The 20,335-nt window shown below is 71.0% G+C and carries 15 protein-coding genes, 1 other RNA gene and 2 pseudogenes; 2 read left to right on the top strand and 16 right to left on the bottom strand.

All coding sequences use genetic code 11. The features are described from left to right. Positions 1-41: 41 nt before the first annotated feature. From ftsZ to mraZ, 14 genes and pseudogenes are all read right to left on the bottom strand, one after another. A complete protein-coding gene (gene ftsZ, locus MWN52_RS03385) occupies positions 42-1,301 on the bottom strand; it encodes a cell division protein FtsZ (RefSeq protein WP_130515481.1) in 1,260 nt (419 codons plus the stop codon). Between the two features lie 131 nt (positions 1,302-1,432). Next, complete coding sequence (gene ftsA, locus MWN52_RS03380; protein ID WP_130515479.1) at positions 1,433-2,668, bottom strand: cell division protein FtsA; 1,236 nt, start codon at positions 2,666-2,668, stop codon at positions 1,433-1,435. Then, entirely contained in the window at positions 2,665-3,465 is an 801-nt protein-coding gene (locus tag MWN52_RS03375; protein WP_130530758.1) for a cell division protein FtsQ/DivIB, read from the bottom strand. Before MWN52_RS03375 ends, ftsA begins: the two co-directional genes overlap by 4 nt. 115 nt (positions 3,466-3,580) lie before the next feature. Continuing rightward, the gene (locus MWN52_RS03370) at positions 3,581-4,579 is read right to left on the bottom strand and encodes a D-alanine--D-alanine ligase (protein WP_286576618.1); all 999 of its coding nucleotides are present in this window, start codon (positions 4,577-4,579) and stop codon (positions 3,581-3,583) included. Beyond that, entirely contained in the window at positions 4,576-6,027 is a 1,452-nt protein-coding gene (gene murC / locus MWN52_RS03365; RefSeq protein ID WP_286576617.1) for a UDP-N-acetylmuramate--L-alanine ligase, read from the bottom strand. The genes MWN52_RS03370 and murC overlap by 4 nt, the downstream gene beginning before the upstream one ends. A gap of 2 nt (positions 6,028-6,029) precedes the next feature. Continuing rightward, a pseudogene (gene murG, locus MWN52_RS03360) lies at positions 6,030-7,094 on the bottom strand (undecaprenyldiphospho-muramoylpentapeptide beta-N-acetylglucosaminyltransferase); the annotation flags it as partial. Then, positions 7,094-8,416, bottom strand: coding sequence for a putative lipid II flippase FtsW (gene ftsW / locus MWN52_RS03355; protein ID WP_130515469.1), 1,323 nt, complete (start codon positions 8,414-8,416; stop codon positions 7,094-7,096). The pseudogene murG and the gene ftsW, both read right to left, overlap by 1 nt. Continuing rightward, complete coding sequence (mraY, locus tag MWN52_RS03350) at positions 8,416-9,501, bottom strand: phospho-N-acetylmuramoyl-pentapeptide-transferase (protein ID WP_130515468.1); 1,086 nt, start codon at positions 9,499-9,501, stop codon at positions 8,416-8,418. Before mraY ends, ftsW begins: the two co-directional genes overlap by 1 nt. Then, complete coding sequence (locus MWN52_RS03345) at positions 9,491-10,903, bottom strand: UDP-N-acetylmuramoyl-tripeptide--D-alanyl-D-alanine ligase (protein ID WP_286576616.1); 1,413 nt, start codon at positions 10,901-10,903, stop codon at positions 9,491-9,493. The genes mraY and MWN52_RS03345 overlap by 11 nt, the downstream gene beginning before the upstream one ends. Next, on the bottom strand, positions 10,900-12,420 hold the full coding sequence (locus tag MWN52_RS03340) for a UDP-N-acetylmuramoyl-L-alanyl-D-glutamate--2,6-diaminopimelate ligase (protein WP_286576615.1): 1,521 nt from the start codon (positions 12,418-12,420) through the stop codon (positions 10,900-10,902). Before MWN52_RS03340 ends, MWN52_RS03345 begins: the two co-directional genes overlap by 4 nt. After that, positions 12,417-14,315: a peptidoglycan D,D-transpeptidase FtsI family protein gene (locus tag MWN52_RS03335; RefSeq protein ID WP_286576614.1), complete on the bottom strand. Its 1,899-nt coding sequence runs from the start codon at positions 14,313-14,315 to the stop codon at positions 12,417-12,419. The genes MWN52_RS03340 and MWN52_RS03335 overlap by 4 nt, the downstream gene beginning before the upstream one ends. After that, positions 14,312-14,575, bottom strand: a complete 264-nt coding sequence (ftsL, locus tag MWN52_RS03330; RefSeq protein ID WP_130515460.1) for a cell division protein FtsL — start codon at positions 14,573-14,575, stop codon at positions 14,312-14,314. The genes MWN52_RS03335 and ftsL overlap by 4 nt, the downstream gene beginning before the upstream one ends. Further along, a complete protein-coding gene (rsmH, locus tag MWN52_RS03325; RefSeq protein WP_130523184.1) occupies positions 14,572-15,510 on the bottom strand; it encodes a 16S rRNA (cytosine(1402)-N(4))-methyltransferase RsmH in 939 nt (312 codons plus the stop codon). Before rsmH ends, ftsL begins: the two co-directional genes overlap by 4 nt. A 14-nt stretch (positions 15,511-15,524) precedes the next feature. After that, positions 15,525-15,971 carry a division/cell wall cluster transcriptional repressor MraZ gene (mraZ, locus tag MWN52_RS03320; protein ID WP_130515456.1) on the bottom strand — a complete coding sequence of 149 codons (447 nt, stop codon included), beginning with the start codon at positions 15,969-15,971 and terminating at the stop codon, positions 15,525-15,527. Positions 15,972-16,299: 328 nt separating this feature from the next. Here mraZ and MWN52_RS03315 point away from each other — a divergent pair, with 328 nt between their 5' ends. Next, entirely contained in the window at positions 16,300-17,061 is a 762-nt protein-coding gene (locus tag MWN52_RS03315; RefSeq protein WP_286576612.1) for an NRDE family protein, read from the top strand. 509 nt (positions 17,062-17,570) lie between these two features. Here the strand turns inward: MWN52_RS03315 and rnpB are convergent. Then, positions 17,571-17,935: RNase P RNA component class A (gene rnpB / locus MWN52_RS03310), an RNA gene on the bottom strand. Positions 17,936-18,052: 117 nt separating this feature from the next. Further along, positions 18,053-18,871: a 16S rRNA (cytidine(1402)-2'-O)-methyltransferase gene (gene rsmI / locus MWN52_RS03305; protein ID WP_286576610.1), complete on the bottom strand. Its 819-nt coding sequence runs from the start codon at positions 18,869-18,871 to the stop codon at positions 18,053-18,055. 191 nt (positions 18,872-19,062) lie between these two features. Here rsmI and MWN52_RS03300 point away from each other — a divergent pair. Then, a pseudogene (locus tag MWN52_RS03300) lies at positions 19,063-20,325 on the top strand (penicillin-binding protein activator); the annotation flags it as partial. Positions 20,326-20,335: the final 10 nt, after the last annotated feature.

Genomic DNA, 20,335 nt, shown 5'->3' with positions numbered 1-20,335 from the left:
CAGGCTGCCGGTTCGCGCGCGTGACCGGGTGGAACGGTGGATCAGTCGGCCTGGCGGCGCAGAAACGCCGGGATGTCCAGGTAGTTGTCCGGCAGCTCGGCCGCGCCGGCGGGGCCGCCGACGCTGGGCTCGGTGCCGGCGTTGCGACGCAGGCCCAGGCCCTGGGTGGCGCCCATCACCGGGTCGATCTTGCCGGTGGCGGTGGTGTTGGGCAGTGGCACCGCGTCGACCGGCAGGCCGGTGGTGGCATCGCGCACCAGCTTGATCGGCGCACGCACCGTCTCGCGCGGCTGGTAGCCACCGCCCAGGTCGGTGCCGCGCACCGGCTGGCGGGCGACGGCGCGGTTCAGGCCGGTGGCGACCACGGTCACGCGGACTTCGTCCTGCATGTTCGGGTCGAGCACGGTGCCCACCACCACGGTGGCGTCCTCCGAGGCGAAGCCCTCCACGGTGCGGCCGACCTCGTCGAACTCGGCCATGGTGAAGTCCGGGCCGGCGGTGATGTTGACCAGGATGCCGTTTGCGCCGGACAGGTTGACGTCGTCCAGCAGCGGGTTCTGGATCGCGGCCTCGGCGGCGGCCTGGGCGCGGTCGTCGCCGCGGGCGGCGCCGGTGCCCATCATGGCCAGGCCCATCTCGCTCATCACGGTGCGCACGTCGGCGAAGTCGACGTTGATCAGGCCCGGACGCACGATCAGGTCGGCGATGCCCTGCACGGCGCCCAGCAGCACGTCATTGGCGGCGCGGAAGGCCTGGATCATCGTGGCGTTGCGGCCCAGCACGGTGATGAGCTTCTCGTTGGGGATGGTGATCAGCGAGTCGCAGTGGGTGGACAGTTCCTCGATGCCCTTCAGCGCGACCTGCATGCGGCGACGGCCTTCGAAGGGGAACGGCTTGGTGACCACGGCCACCGTCAGGATGCCCATCTCCTTGGCCAGCTGCGCCACGACCGGCGCGGCGCCGGTGCCGGTGCCGCCGCCCATGCCGGCGGTGATGAACACCATGTCCGCGCCGGTCAGCGCCTCGATGATGCGGTCGCGGTCTTCCAGCGCGGCCTGGCGGCCGACTTCCGGGTTGGCGCCCGCGCCCAGGCCCTTGGTGACGTTGCCGCCGAGCTGCAGCTGCTGCTTGGCGCCGCAGTTCTTGATCGCCTGCGAGTCGGTGTTGGCGGTGATGAACTCCACGCCGTCCACGCTGCTGGCCACCATGTGCGCCACGGCGTTGCCGCCGCCGCCGCCCACCCCGATGACCTTGATCACCGCGTTGGGAGCCATCGTTTCAACCAGTTCGAAATGTGCCATGTCCGTTGTCCTCATCTTTGTGTGGGTATGTCTTTTGAATACAGCTGGGTGACGCTCAAATCCCGTTGTCCCTGCCCTCGCCTCACGCCGGCGCGCCCTCGCGCCGGCGTCGTGCCTCTTGCCGCGTCGAATCAGAATTCGCCGCGGTACCAGTTCTGCAGTTTCTTGAACAAGCTGCCGGCCTTGCCCGTGGGCAGCGACGGCCGGCGCGGATGCTCGATCTGGCTGCCCATCAGCAGCAGGCCCACGCCGGTGGCGTGGACCGGGTTGCCGACCACCTCGCCCAGGCCGGTGACGTGCTGGGGGATGCCGATGCGCACCGGCATCTGCAGCATCTCCTCGGCCAGTTCGACCACGCCTTCCATCTTCGAGGCGCCGCCGGTGAGCACCATGCCGGCGCGCACCAGTTCCTCGAAGCCGGAGCGGCGCAGCTCGGCCTGGACCATCTCGAAGATCTCCTCGTAGCGACCCTGCACCGCCTGCGCCAGCGAATGGCGCGGCATGCGCCGCGGCGGGCGATCGCCCACCGACGGCACCTGGATCGATTCCTCAGCAGTGGCCAGCTGGGCCAGCGCGCAGGCGTAGCGCACCTTGATCTGCTCGGCCTCCGGGGTGGGCGTGCGCAGCATGTGCGCGATGTCGTTGGTGACGTGGTCGCCGGCGATCGGCAGCGAGGCGGTGTGGCAGATCGCGCCGTGCACGAACACCGCCAGGTCGGTGGTACCCGCGCCCATGTCGACCAGGACCACGCCCAGCTCGCGCTCGTCGGCGGTCAGCACCGCCACCGAGGAGCCCAGCGAAGACAGGATCAGATCGTCGATCTGCAGGCCGCAGCGCTGCACGCACTTGGAGATGTTGGCCGCGGCCGACTGCGCGCAGACCACCAGGTGCGCGTCCACCTCCAGGCGCACGCCGGTCATGCCGACCGGATTGCGGATGCCTTCCTGCGAGTTGTCCAGCTTGTACTCGCGCGGGATGGCGTGGAGGATCTTCTGATCGGCCGGGATGGCCACGGCCTTGGCCGCGTCGAGCACGCGGTCCAGGTCGGCCCAGGTCACCTCGCCGTCCCGGATCGGCACGATGCCGGGCGAGTTCTTGCACTGCACATGGGCGCCGGAGATCGAGGCGTAGACGCTGCGGATCTCGCAGCCGGCCATCAGTTCGGCTTCCTCCACCGCGCGCTGGATCGACTGCACGGTCGATTCGATATCGACCACCACGCCGCGCTTGAGCCCACGCGACTCATGGCTGCCGATGCCGATCACCTCGATCGGGTTGCCGGGGGAATATTCGCCGACCAGCGCGGTCACCTTGGAGGTGCCGATGTCCAGTCCGACGATCAGGGATTTGTCGCCCTTGCGGTTCATGCGTGGAATGCCTGCTGCGATGCGTGTGCTGTCAGCGCGGCCATCGGGGCCGGTGCGCTGACGGGAGGAGGAGTCGTGGCGGCGCCATCGTTGGCGGCCGGCCTGGCGTTGCCCCAGGTCAGGGCGAAGCCGTTGGTGTAGCGCAGGTCCACGCTGGCCAGTTGGCGCGGATCGCCGAGCAGGCGCGGCAGCAGGCGCACGAAGCGCTGCAGGCGCGGACGGGCGTCGGCGCGGCCGATCACCACGTTCAGGCCGTTGCCCAGGGTCAGCGACCAGCTGCCGCGCGCATCCATCGCCAGCGCGTCCACCTTCAGCCCCAGCGGCGCGAACAGCTGGGTCGATTCGTTGTACAGGGCCACCACTTCAGCCACCTGGCTCTCCGGGCCGCCGAGCTGCGGCAGCGCGCTGGCGTCGACGTTCCTGGGCAGCGGGAACAGCGCCCCGTCCACCGACAGCAGCTTGTCGCTGCCCCAGCGGGCGAAGGGCTTGTGCTCGATCACGGTCACTTCCAGCACGTCGGGCCAGCGCTTGCGCACCTGCGCGCGCTCGACCCAGGGCAGGCGCTCGACCGCGCGCTGGGCATCGCTCAGCTGCACGGCGAAGTAGCCGCGCGCCGCATACGGCAGCACCACCGCGCGCAGTTGCGCTGGATCGACGCGGTGCAGCTCGCCGCCGACGCGCAGCCGCTTCAGCGGCCAGCGTTCGGCGCCGATCCAGCCGTTGAACACGGCCACGACCGGCAGGGCGACCAGCGCCAGCGCCAGGATCCAGGTCAGCACGCGCAGGGCATTGCTCATGGGCGTGCTCCGTGCGCGGGATTGGGGATTCGGGATTGGGGATGGGAAACGGCCGCGGCGACGCATGCGGCGCCGCTGTCGACCCATCCCGAATCCCGAATCCCCAATCCCGGCTTCATACCGTCTGCTCCAGGATGCGCCAGCACAGATCCTCGAACCCCAGCCCGGCCTGGCGCGCGGCCTTGGGCACCAGCGAGTGGCTGGTCATGCCCGGCGCGGTGTTGACCTCGAGCAGGAAGAACGCGCCGCTGGCGGCGTCGCGCATCACGTCCACGCGGCCCCAGCCGCCGCAGCCGGCGGCGTTGAAGGCGGCCAGCGCGATGCGCCGGATCTCTTCCTCGGCCTCTCCCTCCAGGCCGGGGCACAGGTACTGGGTGTCCTCGGCGATGTACTTGGCGTTGTAGTCGTACCAGGCGCCCTTGGGCACGATGCGGATCGAGGGCAGCGCGGTCTGGCCGAGGATGCCGACGGTCAGCTCGTCGCCGACCACCAGCTGTTCCATCAGCAGCTCACCGTCGTAGCGCGCGGCCAGTGCCACCGCCTCGTCCAGCTGCGCGTCCTCGAACACGCGGGTGACGCCGACGCTGGAGCCTTCGTTGGCCGGCTTGACGATCACCGGCAGGCCCAGCTCGGCGGCCGCGGCGTGCACGGCCGCTTTCGGCATCCTGCCTTCAGCGGCACTCGCGGGATCCTGCGCATCGGCCGTCGCCGCCAGGCGCACGTAGCGCGGGGTCGGCAGACCCAGTGACAGCCAGACCTGCTTGGTGCGCACCTTGTCCATGCTCAGCGCCGAGCCGAGCACGTTCGAGCCGGTATAAGGCACGCCGAAGGCCGTCATCAGGCCCTGGACCACGCCGTCCTCACCGCCGCCATTGTGGCCGTGCAGGACGTTGAACACGCGATCGCAGCCGCCCTGCGCCAGCAGCGTGGCCAGCGCGGGGATGCCATCGACCGCGAAGGCGTCCACGCCGCGCGCGGTCAGCGCCTCGAGCACGTTGGCGCCGGAGTTCAGCGACACCTCGCGCTCGCTGGAGGTGCCGCCCATCAGCACGGCGACGCGGCCGAACGCGGCCGCATCGGCGATGCGCGAGGACGGAAGCGACGTCGCGCTCATGCCTGGCCTCCCGGGACGAAGCCCTGCGCGGCGATCTGCTGGGCGACCGCGCCGATGTCGCCGGCGCCCATCATCAGCAGCAGGTCGCCGTCGGCCAGCACGTCGGGCAGCACGGTGGACAGGTCGGCCACGCTGCTGACCACGACCGGCTCGTTGCGGCCGCGCGCGCGGATGGCGCGCGCCAGCGACTTGGCGTCGGCCCCGGCGATCGGCGCCTCGCCGGCCGGATAGACCTCGCTCAGCACCAGCGCGTCGACCTCGCTCAGCACCGCGGCGAAGGCGTCGAACTGATCGCGCGTGCGGCTGTAGCGATGCGGCTGGAAGGCCACCACCAGGCGCTTGTCCGGCCAGCCGCCGCGCGCGGCGGCGAAGACCGCGGCCAGCTCCTTGGGATGGTGGCCGTAGTCATCTATCAGCTGCACGGTCGCGCCGCGCCCGGTGTCGATGGCGCCCAGATCGTTGAAGCGCCGGCCGATGCCGGAGAAGTTGGCCAGGGCGCGCGCGATCGTGCCCGGCTGCACGCCCAGCTGCCAGCCCACCGCCGCGGCGGCCAGCGCATTGAGCACGTTGTGCTTGCCCGGCAGCGCCAGGGTCACGCCGACCGACACGTCCTCGGGCAGGCACAGGGTGAAGCGCATGCGCCCGGCCTCCTGCACCACGTTCTCGGCACGGATATCGGCGCCGTCGGACAGGCCGTAGGTCATCACATGGCGCGGCGTCTCGGCGGCCAGCGCGGCCACTTCCGGATCGTCGATGCACAGCACGGCCAGGCCATAGAACGGCAGGCGCTGCAGGAACTCGGCGAAGGCCGCCTGCACGCGGGCGAAGTCGTTGCCGTAGTTCTCCAGGTGATCGGCATCGATGTTGGTGATGACCGCGATCAGCGGATTCAGGCGCAGGAAGCTGCCGTCGCTCTCGTCGGCCTCGGCCACCAGCCACTGGCCGTCGCCGAGCTTGGCGTTGGCGCCGGCCGAGAGCAGCTGGCCGCCGATGACATAGGTCGGGTCCAGGCCGCCCTCGCTGAGCACCGCGGCGGTCAGCGAGGTGGTGGTGGTCTTGCCGTGCGTGCCCGCCACAGCGATGCCGCGGCGGAAGCGCATTAGCTCGGCCAGCATCATCGCGCGCGGCACGATCGGGATGCGCTGGCTGCGCGCCTCCATCAGCTCGGGGTTGTCGGCCTTGATCGCGCTGGAGACGACCACGCAGTCGGTGCCCAGCACGTTGGAGGCGTTGTGGCCGCGCATCACGCGCGCGCCGAGCGAGGCCAGGCGCCGGGTGGCCGCGTTCTCCGACGCGTCCGAACCGGAGACCTCGTAGCCCAGCGTGCACAGCACCTCGGCGATGCCGCTCATGCCCGAGCCGCCGATGCCGACGAAGTGCACACGGCGAAAGGCCTGCGCCAGGTTGCCGGTGTTCTGCAGCCGGCGTTCACGCGCCGCGGAAATCATGCGGCTTCCTCCAGAATGATGTCTGCGATGCGTTCGGCCGCATCGATGCGGGCCAGCCCGCGCGCGGCGATGGCCATGTCCAGCCGGCGCTGCGGGTCGGCCGAGAGCACGGCCAGCACGCGCTGCAGGTGCACGTTCAAGCTGTCGTCCTGCTTGAGCAGCACCGCGGCGCTGTGTTCGACCAGGTACTGCGCGTTGCGGGTCTGGTGGTCGTCCACCGCCGCGGCGAAGGGCACCAGCACGCTGCCGATGCCGGCGGCGCACAGCTCGGCCAGGGTGGAGGCGCCGGCGCGGCACACCACCAGGTCGGCCCAGGCATAGGCCTGCGCCATGTCGGCGATGAAGCTCTCCACGCTGGCGGGCACGCCGGCCTGGGCGTAGGCCGCGTCGGCCTCGGCGCGCAGCTTCTCGCCGCACTGGTGGCGCACCTGCGCGTCCAGCTTCAGCGCGGCCAGCGCCTGCGGCACGGCGGTGTTGAGCGCGCGCGCGCCCTGGCTGCCGCCCAGCACCAGCAGGCGCAGCGGGCCTTCGCGACCGGCCAGGCGTTCGCGCGGCGGGGCGATGGCGGCGATCTCCTCGCGCACCGGGTTGCCGACGGCTTCCTCGCGCGTGGCGAAGCTGCCCGGGAAGCCGGTCAGCACGCGGCGCGCGACACGGGACAGCAGCTTGTTGGTCATGCCCGGCGCGCGGTTCTGCTCGTGCACCAGCAGCGGCCGGCCCTGCAGCCGGGCGGCCACGCCACCCGGGCCGGCCGCGTAGCCGCCGAAACTGATCACCGCGCGCGGCGCACGCCGGCGCAGCACGCCGGCGGCGGCCATGACCGCCGCGGCGATGCGCAGGGGCGCGCCGAACAGCGCCGCGGCGCCCTTGCCGCGCAGGCCCTTGACCGCGATGGTGTCCAGCGCGATGTCGTGCTGCGGCACCAGGCGCGTTTCCATCTGTCCGTCGGCGCCCAGCCAGGTCACCGGCACGCCGCGCGCGCGCAGCACCTTGGCCACGGCCAGCGCGGGGAAGATGTGGCCGCCGGTGCCGCCGGCCAGGATCATCACGGGCGCGTCGCCTGCCATCAACCAATCCGCTCGAAAGTGGGTTCGATGCGCTGCGGGCGCGCGTTGCCGCGCACGGCGGCCTTGGCCGGTGCCGGCTGCGGGGCGGGCTCGCCGGCGCGCGCGGGCGTGGCGACTTGCGCAACCTGCGGGGAGGAGCCCTCGTCGCGCTGATCGCGCGACTCGATGCCGCGGGTCAGCGCGATGTGCTTCTCGGCACGGCTGAGTTCGTAGGACACGCGCAGCAGCAGGCCCATCGCCGCGCAGGTCATCAGCACCGACGAGCCGCCGGAGGAGATCAGCGGCAGGGTCAGGCCCTTGGTTGGCAGCAGGCCCAGGTTGACGCCGATCGAGACGAAGGCCTGCATGCCGATCCACAGCGCGATGCCGAAGGCGATGTAGCCGGCGAAGTGACGGTTGCGGCCGATGCAGCGGTAGCCGACATACAGCGCGCGGCCGACCAGCAGCGCGTACAGGCCGATGATGGCGCACACGCCGAGGAAGCCGAGCTCCTCGCCGATCACCGAGAAGATGAAGTCGGTGTGCGCCTCGGGCAGGTAGTTGAGCTTCTGCACCGAGCTGCCCAGGCCCACGCCGGTCCATTCGCCGCGGCCGATGGCCATCAGCGCGTTGGACAACTGATAGCCCGAACCCAGCTGGTCCTTCCACGGATCCAGGAAGGAGGTGACGCGGCGCATGCGGTAGGGCTCGAACACCACCAGCGCCACCAGCGCCGGCAGCAGCGCCAGCACCGGCATGGTCATGCGCGGCAGGTTGGCGCCGCCCAGGATCAGCATGCCGGCGGTGATGCCCAGCAGCAGCGTGGACGAGCCGAAGTCCGGCTGCAGCAGCAGCAGCGCGATCAGCACCAGCACCACGCCGATGGCCTTGATCAGCGCGCCCCAGGTCGCATTGACCTCGTCGCGGAAGCGCACCAGGTAGCTGGCCAGCCAGACGATGTAGAGCACCTTGACCGCCTCGACCGTCTGGAAGCGGGTGAAGCCCAGATTGATCCAGCGCCGCGCGCCGTTGACCGTGCTGCCCAGCCCCGGCACGAACACCACCACCAGCAGCGCGAAGCAGCCCAGCAGCAGCAGCTGGTTGTACTTCTCGATGGACTTGAGCTCCATGCGCATGGCGGTGATCGCCAGGCCCACGCCCAGCGCCAGGAACACCACGTGGCGGCTCAGGTAGTAGTACGGCGTGGAGGCCATGGCGATCGAGGCCGAGGCCACCATCACCACGCCGATCGCCGCCAGCGCCCCGGCGGCGGCCACCAGCCAGAAGTCGTACTGCCCACCGATCGATTCCAGGCGCATGGCCTGCTTGCGGAAGTCGTTCATCAGCGCACCTTCAACGTGGCCAGACCGACAAGGACCAGGATCACCGAAATGATCCAGAACCGGACGATGACGCGCGGTTCGGGCCAGCCCTTGAGTTCGAAGTGGTGATGGATGGGCGCCATGCGGAACACGCGCTTGCCGGTGAGCTTGAAGCTGGCCACCTGGATCATCACCGAGAGCGTCTCGACGACGAAGATGCCGCCCATCACCACCAGCACCAGTTCCTGACGCACGATCACCGCGATGGTGCCGAGCACCGCACCGAGCGCCAGCGCGCCGATGTCGCCCATGAACACCATCGCCGGATAGGTGTTGAACCACAGAAAGCCCAGGCCCGCGCCGGCGATGGCCGCGCAGATGATGACCAGCTCGCCCGCGCCCGGGACCTGCGGGATCTGCAGATAGTTGGAGAACACCACGTTGCCCGAGGCGTAGGCGAACACCGCCAGCGCGCAGGCCACCAGCACGGTCGGCATGATCGCCAGCCCGTCCAGGCCGTCGGTGAGGTTGACCGCGTTGGAGAAGCCCACGATCCAGAAGTAGGCGATGGTGACGAAGCCCACCCCGGCCAGCGGCAGCGCCACGGCCTTGAACAGCGGGATGTAGAACGTGGTCGCCGCCGCCACATCCGCGGTGTGCCACAGGAAGATGCCCGCGGCCAGGCCGAAGATCGACTGCAGCAGGTACTTCCAGCGCGACTTCAGGCCGTTGGGATCGCGGCGCACGATCTTGATCCAGTCGTCGTACCAGCCGATCGCGCCGAAGGCCACCATCACCGCCAGCACCAGCCACACGTAGCGGTTGCGCAGGTCGCCCCACAGCAGCGTGGCCAGCGCCACGGTCATCAGGATCAGCGCGCCGCCCATGGTCGGCGTGCCGGCCTTGGAGAAATGCGTCTGCGGGCCGTCGCTGCGGATCGGCTGGCCGCCCTTGAACTGCGCCAGCCGGCGGATCACCGCCGGGCCCATCCACAGCGACAGGAACAGCGCGGTCAGCGCCGCCAGGATCGCGCGCAGGGTCAGGTAGTTGAAGATCGCGAAGACCGAGTCCAGTTGCCTCAGCCAGCGGGCCAGTTCAAGCAGCATGCGCGGTGCCTCCCGTGGATTGCGCGGGCGCGGCGGGAAGCAGCGCGGTGACGATGCGGTCCATCGCGCTGCCGCGGGACCCCTTGACCAGGATCACGGGACGCGAGGCCGGGGAAGCGGAACCGGACGCGGACGCGTCCAGCTCCGTGGCCAGCGCCTGGGCCAGCGCGGCGTGCGTGTCGAACACGCGCGCGCCGTCGCCGAAGGCCGCGGCCGCGTGGGCGCTCAGTTCGCCCAGCGCGTACAGGCGGGCGATGCCGGCCTGCTTGGCCTGGGCGCCGGCAGCGGCGTGCAGCGCCGCGCCTTCCGGGCCGAGCTCGCGCATGTCGCCCAGCACCAGCCAGCCGTGCCGGGTGGTGGCGGCCAGCGTGTCGATCGCGGCGGCCAGCGAACCGGGGTTGGCGTTGTAGCTGTCGTCGATGAGCACCGCGCCGGAGGGCAGCGTGTGCGAGACCTGGCGGCCGGCGACCGGGCGCGCGGCCTGCAGGCCTTCGACGATGGTGGCCAGCGCCACGCCGCAGCCCAGCGCCAGGCCGGTGGCGGCCAGCGCGTTGCGCACGTTGTGGCGGCCTGGCAGCGGCAGACGCACCTGCGCCTGGCCTTGCGGGGTGAGCAGGGTGAAGTGCGAGCCTTCCGCGTCGGTGACGATGTCGCGCGCGCGGATGTCGGCGCTGCCTTCCAGGCCGAAGCGCAGCACGCGCCGGCCCGCGGCCAGCCCGGCGAAGTATTCGACGAAGGCATCGTCGGCGTTGATCACCGCCACGCCCGTCTCGGGCAGCGCGCTGTAGATCGCGCCCTTGGTCTGGGCCACGCCGAGCAGGCTGCCCATGCGTTCCAGATGCGCCGGCGCGATGTTGTTGACCAGCGACACGTCGGGGCGCGCGATGTCGGTCAGATAGGCGATGTCCCCCGGCTTGCCTGCGCCCATCTCGTAGACGGCGTACTCGGCCGCGTCCGGGGCCTCGATCACCGCCAGCGGCAGGCCGATCTCGTTGTTGCGGTTGCCCGGCGTCGACCAGGTCTGGCCGGCGCGCTCGAGAATGGACAGCACCAGCGCCTTGACGCTGGTCTTGCCGTTGCTGCCGGTGATGGCCACCACCTTGCCCGCGCGATCGCGCTGCAGGCCGGCGGCCAGGCGCGCCAGCGCCTGCTGCGTGTCGGCCACCACGACCTGCGGCAGCGCGCTGTCCACGGCGTGATCGACCAGCAGCGCGCCGGCGCCCTGTGCGGCGGCCTGGGCGATGAAGTCGTGGCCGTCGAAGCGCTCGCCGCGCAGGGCCACGTACAGGCTGCCCGGGCGCAGCGCGCGGGTGTCGTTGGACACCGCCGCCACGGTGACGTCCTCGCCATGCAGCTCGCCGCCGGCCAGGTGCGCGATCAGCGACAGGGGCAGGCGGTTCATCGCCGCGCCTCCAGGTCCTGGTCCAGCGTTGCGCGCGCCTGGAGGGCCGCCTGCGCCTGCACGGTGTCGTCGAAGGCGCGCCTGACGCCATGGACTTCCTGGTAGGGCTCATGCCCCTTGCCGGCGATCAGCACGATGTCGCCGGCCTGCGCCTGGCTCACCGCGTGGGCGATGGCGCGCGCGCGGTCGCGCTGGACCTCGAAGCGCACGCCGTGCGCGTCGAATCCGGCCACGATGTCGGCGACGATGGCATCGCCGTCCTCGCTGCGCGGATTGTCGTCGGTGACGATCACCGCGTCGGCGTGTTGCTGCGCGATGCGCGCCATCTGCGGGCGCTTGCCGCGATCGCGGTCGCCGCCGCAGCCGAACACGCAGATCAGGCGCCCTTCGAGGTGGCCGCGCAGGCTGGTCAGGGCCTGCTGCAGGGCGTCCGGGGTATGCGCGTAATCGATCACCACCAGCGGCTGGCCGTCGACGCCGCCGAGGCGGTTCATGCGGCCGTGGATCGGCTGCAGCTGGCCAAGCACCTGGGCGATACGCGCCGTTGCGATGCCGGTGGCGTGCAGCACGCCGGCTACGGCCAGCAGGTTGTCCACGTTGAAGCGTCCCAGCAGCGGCGAGCGCACCGGGTGCACGGCATCGCCGAGCGCCAGCGAGAAGCCGATGCCCGACGCATCCAGCACGACATCGCGCGCCTGCACGGCGGCCTGCGCCGCGCCGAGCGCGCTGACGCCGACCAGCTGCACCCCGTCGGCCAGCTTGCCCGGCAGGGTCGCGCCGAAGGCATCGTCCAGGTTGACCACCGCGGCCCGCAGGCCGGCGCGCTGGAACAGCCGCGCCTTGGCCGCGCCGTAGCCTTCCATGGTGCCGTGGTAGTCCAGATGATCGCGGGTGAGGTTGGTGAACACCGCCACGTCGAAGGCGACCGCGTCCACGCGGGTCTGCACCAGCGCGTGCGAGCTGACTTCCATCGCCACCGCCTGCGCGCCGGCCTCATGCAGCTGCGCCAGCAGCGCATGAGTCTGCAGCACCAGCGGCGTGGTGAAGCCGGTCGGCTGCACCTGCCCGTACAGGCCGGCGCCGAGCGTGCCGATGCTGCCGCCGGTCACGCCGAGCAGATGCCAGGCCTGGCCGAGCAGCTGCACGAAGGAGGTCTTGCCGTTGGTACCGGTCACCCCGACCACGGTCATCTGCCGCGAGGGGTGGCCGTAGAAGGTATCGGCCATCGCGCCCAGCCGATGACGCAGACCCGGCACGGCGATCGCATCGGCCGGGGCCGGCAGCGCGTCGGGCGCCGGCGGTTCGAACAGGATCGCCGCCGCGCCGGCGGCGCGCGCCTGCTCGACGAAGCCCAGCCCGTGCCAGGTCGAGGGGCTGTTGTCGACCGGACCGATGGCCACAAAGGCGTCGCCCGGCCGCACGCTGCGGCTGTCCTGGGTCAGCCCGTGCACGATCAGGCCCGCCGGGACGGCGGGCACGTCGGGCAGCAGCGCGGACAGGGCCATGGCGCGGCTCATTCCAGGCTCCTGGGCAGCGCCGGCTCGGCCTTGGCCTGGATCGGCGCGGGCAGTGGTGCGGGCAACGGCTTGGGCAGCGCGGCGACGGTCGGCGCACGCTTGGGCGCCTGCGCGGCGCGCTTGGCCTCGTCCTTGGCCTGCGCGGCCAGCCAGCTGTCGATGTCGTCCGGCGGCACGTCCATCAGGCGCAGCGCGTCTTCCATCACGTTGTGGAACACCGGCGCGGACACCAGGCCGCCGTAGTACTTGCCGGCCTGCGGGTCGCGGATCACGGTGACCATGACGAAGCGCGGATTGGTCGCCGGCACCAGCCCGGCGAACAGCGCGGTGTAGTGGCCCGAGGCGTAGCTGCCGCCCGAGGCGATGCGCGCGGTACCGGTCTTGCCGGCCACGTGATAGCCCGGCACGGCCGCATCCTTGGCGCCGCCCTGGGTCACCACGGTCTCCATCATGGCGATGACCTGCTTGGTCACTTCGCGGGGCACGACCTGCACGCTGTTCTCGCTGCGCATGCCCTTGATGAAGGTCGGGGTGACCAGCACGCCGCCGTTGCCGATGGTCGCGTAGGCGCGGGCGATCTGCAGCGGCGACACCGCCAGGCCGTAGCCGTAGGACATCGTGGTCTTGGACGTGCCGCTCCAGCGCGCGGGCGAAGGGAACAGACCCGAGGCTTCACCCGGGAATCCGCTATGCGGCGCGCTGCCGTAACCGAAGGCCTTGACCGTGTTGTAGAAGGTCTGGTCCTGGATCTTGTCGGCGATCTTGGCCGCGCCGATGTTGGAGCTGTGCGTGATCACCCCGCCCACGGTCAGCACGCCGTTGTTGCGCGGCACGTCGCGGATGGTGAAGCCGCCCTTGAGCGCCATGTAGCCCGGGTTGGTGTCGATCAGCGTGCTCGGCGTGACCACGCCCGCCGCCAGCGCGGTGGAGATGGTGATGGGCTTCATCGTCGAGCCCGGCTCGACCAGGTCGGTGACCGCGCGGTTACGGTGCACGTCCGGCTTGCCCAGGTCCTGCGCATTGGGGTTGAACGTGGGCAGGTTGGCCATGGCCAGCACCTCGCCGGTGGCCACGTCCAGGATCACCACCGAGCCGCCTGCGGCCTGGTTGTCGTCGATCGCGCGGCGCAGTTCGCGCGCGGCGATGTACTGGATGCGGCGGTCCACGCTCAGGGTCAGGTCGTTGCCCGGCTGCGCCGGGCGCACCAGGTCGATGTTCTCCACGATGTGGCCGGCCTGGTCGCGGATGACCTTCTTCAGGCCCGGCTTGCCGCGCAGCCAGTCGTCGAAGGCCAGCTCCAGGCCTTCCTGGCCGCGGTCGTCGATGTTGGTGAAGCCCAGGATGTGGGCCATCACCTCGCCCTGCGGGTAGAAGCGCTTGTACTCGCGCTGCGAATACACGCCGGGCACGCCGTGGGCAAGGATCGCCTTGGCCGCGTCGGGATTGATGCGGCGCTTGAGATACATGAACTCCTTATCCGCCTTCTGGCTGACGCGGCGGGTCAGGCTCTCCAGCGGCTCGCCCAGCGCCTGGGCCAGCTCGGGCAGGCGGTCGGGCGACTTGAGCAGTTCGCGCGGATCGCACCACACCGATTCCACCGGCGAGGACACGGCCAGCGGCTCGCCGTTGCGGTCGGTGATCATGCCGCGCGAGGTCGGGATGGCCAGCTCGCGGGTGAACCGCGCGTCGCCTTCCTTCTGATAGAAGTCGCTGTTGATCAGCTGCACATAGGCGGCGCGGCCGACCAGGCTGACCGAGCACAGCACCAGCGCGCCGCCGACCAACAGCAGGCGGTTGCGCAGGTCGTAGCGCGCGCGGTTGCGGTTGCGCGGCAGCGCGCCCTTGCGCTCGCCGTTGCGCTTGATCACCCGCTCGATGGCATCGCGCAGGCTCATGGGCGGATCACCACGACATCGGCCGATTCGGGCGACTTCATGCCCAGACGCTCGCGCGCGATGCGCTCGACGCGATTGCTCTCGCCCACGGTGGCCTGCTCCAGCTGCAGCCGGCCGAATTCGATGTTCAGCTCATCGCGCGCCTTGTCCAGTTGGTTGAGCTGGACGAACAGCACGCGGTGCTGGTGACGCGCGTACACCACCGCGATGGCGGTGGCGATGTTGGCCACGATCACGACGATGAGCAGCAGGCGGGTCATGCGGCCTGCCCCAGCTTCTCGGCCACGCGCAGCACCGCGCTGCGCGCGCGCGGATTGGCGGCGGTTTCCTCGGCATCGGCGCGGGCCGCGTCCTGGATGATCTTCAGCGTGGGCGTGAAGTCCTGCGCCACCGGCAGGCGGCGGTTGCCGGCCGGCGCCTTGGCGTGGCCGGCGATGAAGCGCTTGACGATGCGGTCTTCCAGCGAATGGAAGCTGATCACCGCCAGCCGCCCGCCGACCTTCAGCCGCGACAGGGCCGCGTCCAGGCCCAGCTCCAGATCGGCCAGCTCGCGGTTGATGTGGATGCGGATGGCCTGGAAGCTGCGCGTCGCTGGGTGGATCTTGTCCTTGCCGCGCGGCATCACGCTGGCGATCAGCTCGGCCAGCTGCGCGGTGCGGGTCAGCGGGGTCTCGCCGCGGCGCGCGACGATGGCGCGGGCGATGCGCCGGCTCATGCGCTCCTCGCCGTACTGCCACAGCACGTCGGCGATCTCGGCCTCTTCGGCGCGCGCCAGCCACTGCGCGGCGCTCTCGCCCGCGTCGGGATCCATGCGCATGTCCAGCGGGCCGTCCTTGCCGAAGGAGAAGCCGCGCTCGGCCACGTCCAGCTGCGGCGAGGACACGCCCAGGTCCAGCAGCACGCCATCCAGGCCGTCGGCCGTGGCGTCCCACTGCGCCAGTTCGGCGAAGCTGCCGCGATACACCGACACACGTGCATCGCCGTCGAACACGGCGTGCGCATGGGCGATCGCGTCGGGATCCTTGTCCATCAGCAGCAGTCGGCCTCCCGGGCCGAGTCGTTGCAGCACGCCGCGCGCGTGGCCGCCGCGGCCGAGCGTGCCGTCCAGATACGTTCCGTCCACCTTCACCTGCAGCCCGTCCATGCACTGGGCGAACATCACCGGAAGGTGGCCGGGCTGCGCGTCGGGGCGCATCCGGGCACCTGCCGTCACAGCCTGAGCTCGAGCAGCTCCTCGCCCAGATCCTCGTCAGACAACGTCTGCTGGATCTGCGCGCGGTGCGCCTGCTCGCTCCATAGTTCGAACTTGTCGCCCATGCCCAACAGCACGGCCTTCTTCTCGATGCCGACCGCGGCACGATGGCTCGGCGGCACGGTCACCCGGCCGTTGCCATCCAGCTCCAGGAACGCGGCCGAGCCCACCAGCTTCTGCTGCAGGGTGCGCACGGTGCGCTTGGTGTTGGGCATGGCCATCACCTCGTCGCGCACGCGCTCCCAGGCCGTGGCGTCGTACAGCCACAGGCAGCCGGCCTCGAAGGGGTTGTAGGTCAGCACCAGGCGGTTGCCGCACGCGCGCGCGACCTGGTCACGGTAAGCGGTGGGGACCGCCAACCTGCCCTTGTCGTCCACTGTGATGGCGGTTTCGCCCTGGAACACGTCCCCTCTACCTCGACTTCAGCACTGCGGCGATCATTGAACCACGAAAAACCACAGAAACCCCGGATTTCCCGCTCGTGCCCACCTTAGCACTGGGCAAAGGGTTGTCAACAACTCGCACACGGGAAAATCACTTTCCGGATCAATGGCTTGCAACGAACTTCAGAGACTTGTTCAAGCCTTATCCACAAGTTGCTGTTTCGTCTCAAATTTTGAGATTGGACGGAGATTCAGGGCTGTGCAGGGGATGTGAAGTGACCGCTGTCACGGCCACGCCCGGGCGGCGGCCGGGCGCGCGCACTGCGCAGACTCGGCCGACAATGGGCGCATGTGTCTGGTCGCGATCGCCTGGAAAACCCACCCCCGCTGGCGCCTGGTCCTGGCCGGCAACCGCGACGAATTCCACGCCCGTCCCACCGCCGCGCTGGCGCCCTGGGCCGACCGGCCCGGCGTGATGGCCGGGCGCGACCTGCGGTCCGGCGGCAGCTGGGCTGGCGTGGGGCCGCAGGGACGGATGGCGGTGGTGACCAATGTCCGCGACCCGCGCCTGGCCGCCCCGCCCGGCGCCCCGTCGCGCGGCGCGCTGGTGGCCGACTTCCTGGCCGGGCCGGCGTCCGCGGCGGAGGCGGCCGACGCCCTGCACGCCCGCGCCGCGGCCTTCGCCCCCTTCAATCTGCTGCTGGCCGACGCGGCCGACTGCCGCTACGTGGGCAACTGGCCCGGCCCGCAGACACGCACCGTGCCGCCGGGCGTGCACGGCGTGTCCAACGGCCCCTTCGACGCCCCGTGGCCCAAGACCCGGCGCCTGTGCGCGGCCCTGGCCGGCTGGCTGGACGGCCCGGCCGAGGACCCGGCCGCACTGTGGGCCGCCCTGGCCGACCGCAGCCTCGCCCCGGACGACCAGTTACCCGACACCGGCATCGACCCGGACCTGGAGCGCCGCCTGTCCGCCGCCTTCATCGCAGACCCACGCTACGGCACCCGCGCCAGCACCCTGATCGCCCTCGACCACGCCGGCCGCGGCTGGATCGCTGAGCGGCGGTTTGGTCCTGATGGTGTTTCTGTGGGGGAGACCAGGCTGGAGATCTGAGGGATTCGGGATTCGGGATTCGGGATTGGGGATTGGGGATTGGGATTGGGATTGGCAGCGTCGTGTCAGACCGCTTGATTGGCCCCTCCCTTGCGCGCAGCGCAGGGGAGCTCGAAATCGCGGCTAGCGATTGAGGGGGAGGGGTCGCTTTTCGCGGGGAACTTGAAGAGGCCAAGAGCCAACGGCAACGGCAACGGCAACAGCAACAGCTAACCCCTCCCGACCCTCCCCTGCGCTCCGCGCAAGGGAGGGGGCCTGAAATTCGACGTTTCTGTGCCCACGCCCACACACACGAAGGCGAGGAGGCGAGGAGGCGAGGAGGCGAGGAGGCGAGGAGGCGAGGAGGCGAGAAACGACGCCAGGCCCTGTTGGGGAACTCAAGCCCCCTGAGTCAGGGGGCGCGCCGACAGGCGCGGGGTGTGGAGGGCAAAGCGCCGGGGCCCGAAACGTCGCGCCGCGTGCAGCGGCGCGAGGTTTTGGGGGCTCCATCTCGCTGCGCGAGATGGAGGTGGCGGAGCCGGCCTGTAAGCCGGGTTCTGTCGTGGACAGTCATTCCTCTAGGCGCATCGTCACCGATACGCTCAAGCAACCTACCCGGACCCGACGCGGGCCGCGTCATGAGGTCCCTATTCGGTCTTGCTCCCGGTGGGGTTTACCGTGCCGGTCCGTTGCCGGACTCGCGGTGCGCTCTTACCGCACCATTTCACCCTTACCTGATCCCTTGCGGGCCATCGGCGGTTTGCTTTCTGTTGCACTGGCCGTCGGCTCGCGCCGCCCAGGCGTTACCTGGCACCGTGCCCTGTGGAGCCCGGACTTTCCTCGGCGCCCGCTTCCATCGAAATGGAGCGAACGACGCGACTGTCCGGCCGGCTCCGCCGTCGCGGATTGTCGCATGCCGGCAGGAGCCAAGGGAAAAAACGAAAAATCCGTCAGCGCGAACACCTTCTACGCCTTCCACGCTTCCCCTGTTCCGCCGCGCCCGTTCCTCGCCTCAGGCCCCGTACAACGCCTTGCGCGGCGCGCCGGTGATCTCGGCGGCGAGCTTGGCGGCGGTCGAAGGCGGCAGGTGCGCCTTGAGCAGGGCGTGGACGCGGTGGCCTTCGGCCAGCTGGGCGTCGGCGTCGTCGCCGGCGCCCTGCACCATCACCACGAACTCGCCCTTGCGCTGGTTGTCGTCGGCCTGCACCTGCGCCAGCAGCGTGCCGAGGCTACCGTCGAGCACCGTCTCGAACAGCTTGGTCAGCTCGCGCGCCATGGCAGCGGGACGTTCCGCGCCGAAGGCCTGCGCCAGGTCGGCCAGCGACTCGGCGATGCGGTGCGAGGACTCGTAGAACACCAGCGTGCGCGGCTCGCCGGCCAGCGCGCGCAGCGCGTCGCGCCGGGCGCTGGCCTTGGCCGGCAGGAAGCCTTCGAACACGAAGCGATCGCTCGGCAGGCCGGCCACGCTCAGCGCGGCGATCGCCGCGCAGGCGCCCGGCACCGGGCTGACCCGCACGCCGGCCGCGCGCGCGGCGCGCACCAGCCGGTAGCCGGGATCGGACACCAGCGGCGTGCCGGCGTCGGAGACCAGCGCCAGCGACTGGCCTTCCAGCAGACGCGCGACGATGCGCGCGGCGATCGCCTCCTCGTTGTGTTCGTGCAGGGCCAGCAGCGGCGTGGACACGCCGAAATGCGCCAGCAGCTGGCCGGTGCGGCGGGTGTCCTCGGCGCAGATGGCATCGACGCTGCGCAGGGTCTCCAGCGCGCGCGGCGAGAGATCGGCGAGGTTGCCGATCGGCGTGGCGACGACATGGAGGGTGGGCTGGGCCATGGAGAGGCGCTCATCTGGCAAAGGGTAGAATCCTAGCCCGTTCCTCCAGACCCGGCCCCGCACTGCCCATGCATACGCGCACTGCCCTGCTGTTCGCCCCGGCCCTGCTCGGCCTGCTCCTGGTCGGCTGCGCCACCACGCAGGTGGCCCCGAGCGCGGGCACCGCCACGCGCGCCGAACAGAACGCGGCGTTCATCCAGGCCCAGCAGCTGGCCGCCCAGCGTCCCGGCCTCAGCGGCCAGGCCCTGAGCGACAACACCCGGCGCATCCAGGCGCTGCTGGCCGAGCTGGACAACGCCACGCTGACCCGCGAGGCCACCGCGCTGCCGCCGGGCGATCCGCTCTATCCGCTGGCCGGCAATGCGCTGCTCGAGCGCAAGCTGCCGCTGCCGCATCCGTTCGACCACGGCAGCAAGTGGAACTTCGACGCCAACGGCCGCCCGCCGGCCGAGCGCGACGGCTACCGCCCGCCGCAGAAGCTGGCCGTGCTGCTGCCGCTGTCCGGCCCGCTGAGCGCCGCCGCCGCGCCGGTGCGCGACGGCCTGCTGGCCGGCTACTACGGCGAACACCGCCGCCGTCCGGAGATCCGCTTCTACGACACCGCCAGCAGCCCGGCCGATGCCACCAGCGCCTATGCGCGCGCGGTCGCCGACGGCGCCGAGCTGGTGGTCGGCCCGCTGGGGCGCGAACAGGTCGATGCGCTGTTCCGCCAGGGCAACCTGAGCGTGCCGGTGCTGGCGCTCAATCGCGGCGAACTGGACCCGCCGCAGGGCGCGGCCAGCTTTTCGCTGGCGCCGGAGGCCGAGGGCGTGAGCGTGGCCGATTACCTGCTCAAGCTCGAGCGCAAGCGCGTGCTGATCATCGGCGGCAGCGACGAGAGCAGCCGGCGCGCGGCCGATGCCTTCGGCAAGCGCTTCAGCGAAGGCGGCGGCGTGGTCGCCGACGTGATGACCGTGGGCGACGCGCCGGCCGACCTGTCCGCGCCGCTGGCGGCGGCCGCGGGCAAGAACATCGATGCGATCTTCCTGGCCGTGCGCGGCTCGACCGCGCGCGTGCTGACCCCGCAGCTGGCCCTGGCCGGGCTGGGCGGCAAGACCCGGGTGGGCACCTCGCTGCTGGTGCAGGGCACCGGCAAGCCGGAGGAAGACAACGTGCTCGATGGGGTGATCTACCCGACCGAGACCTGGTCGGCCAACGGCGTCACCGGCCTGCCTTCGGCCTCGACCGTGGCGGCCACGCTGCCGACCGCCCGCGGCGGCGCGGCGCGCCTGTTCGCCTTCGGCTACGACGCCTGGCAGCTGGCGGCCTACCTGCCGCGCCTGGTCGGCAACGCCAACGCCGACGTGCGCGGCGCGACCGGCACGCTGACCCTGGATGGCTTCGGCACCGTGCTGCGCGCGCCGGCCTGGGCGACTTTCAGCGGCGGCGTGCCGGTGCCGATCGCCGGCGGCTGAGCCAACGCCC

Origin of the sequence: Pseudoxanthomonas winnipegensis, from assembly GCF_030322905.1 — a bacterium.
GTDB classification, from domain to species: Bacteria; Pseudomonadota; Gammaproteobacteria; order Xanthomonadales; family Xanthomonadaceae; genus Pseudoxanthomonas_A; species Pseudoxanthomonas_A winnipegensis.
The sequence above is the reverse complement of the archived record's forward strand: the minus strand, read 5'-3'. Positions and strand labels throughout refer to the sequence as shown.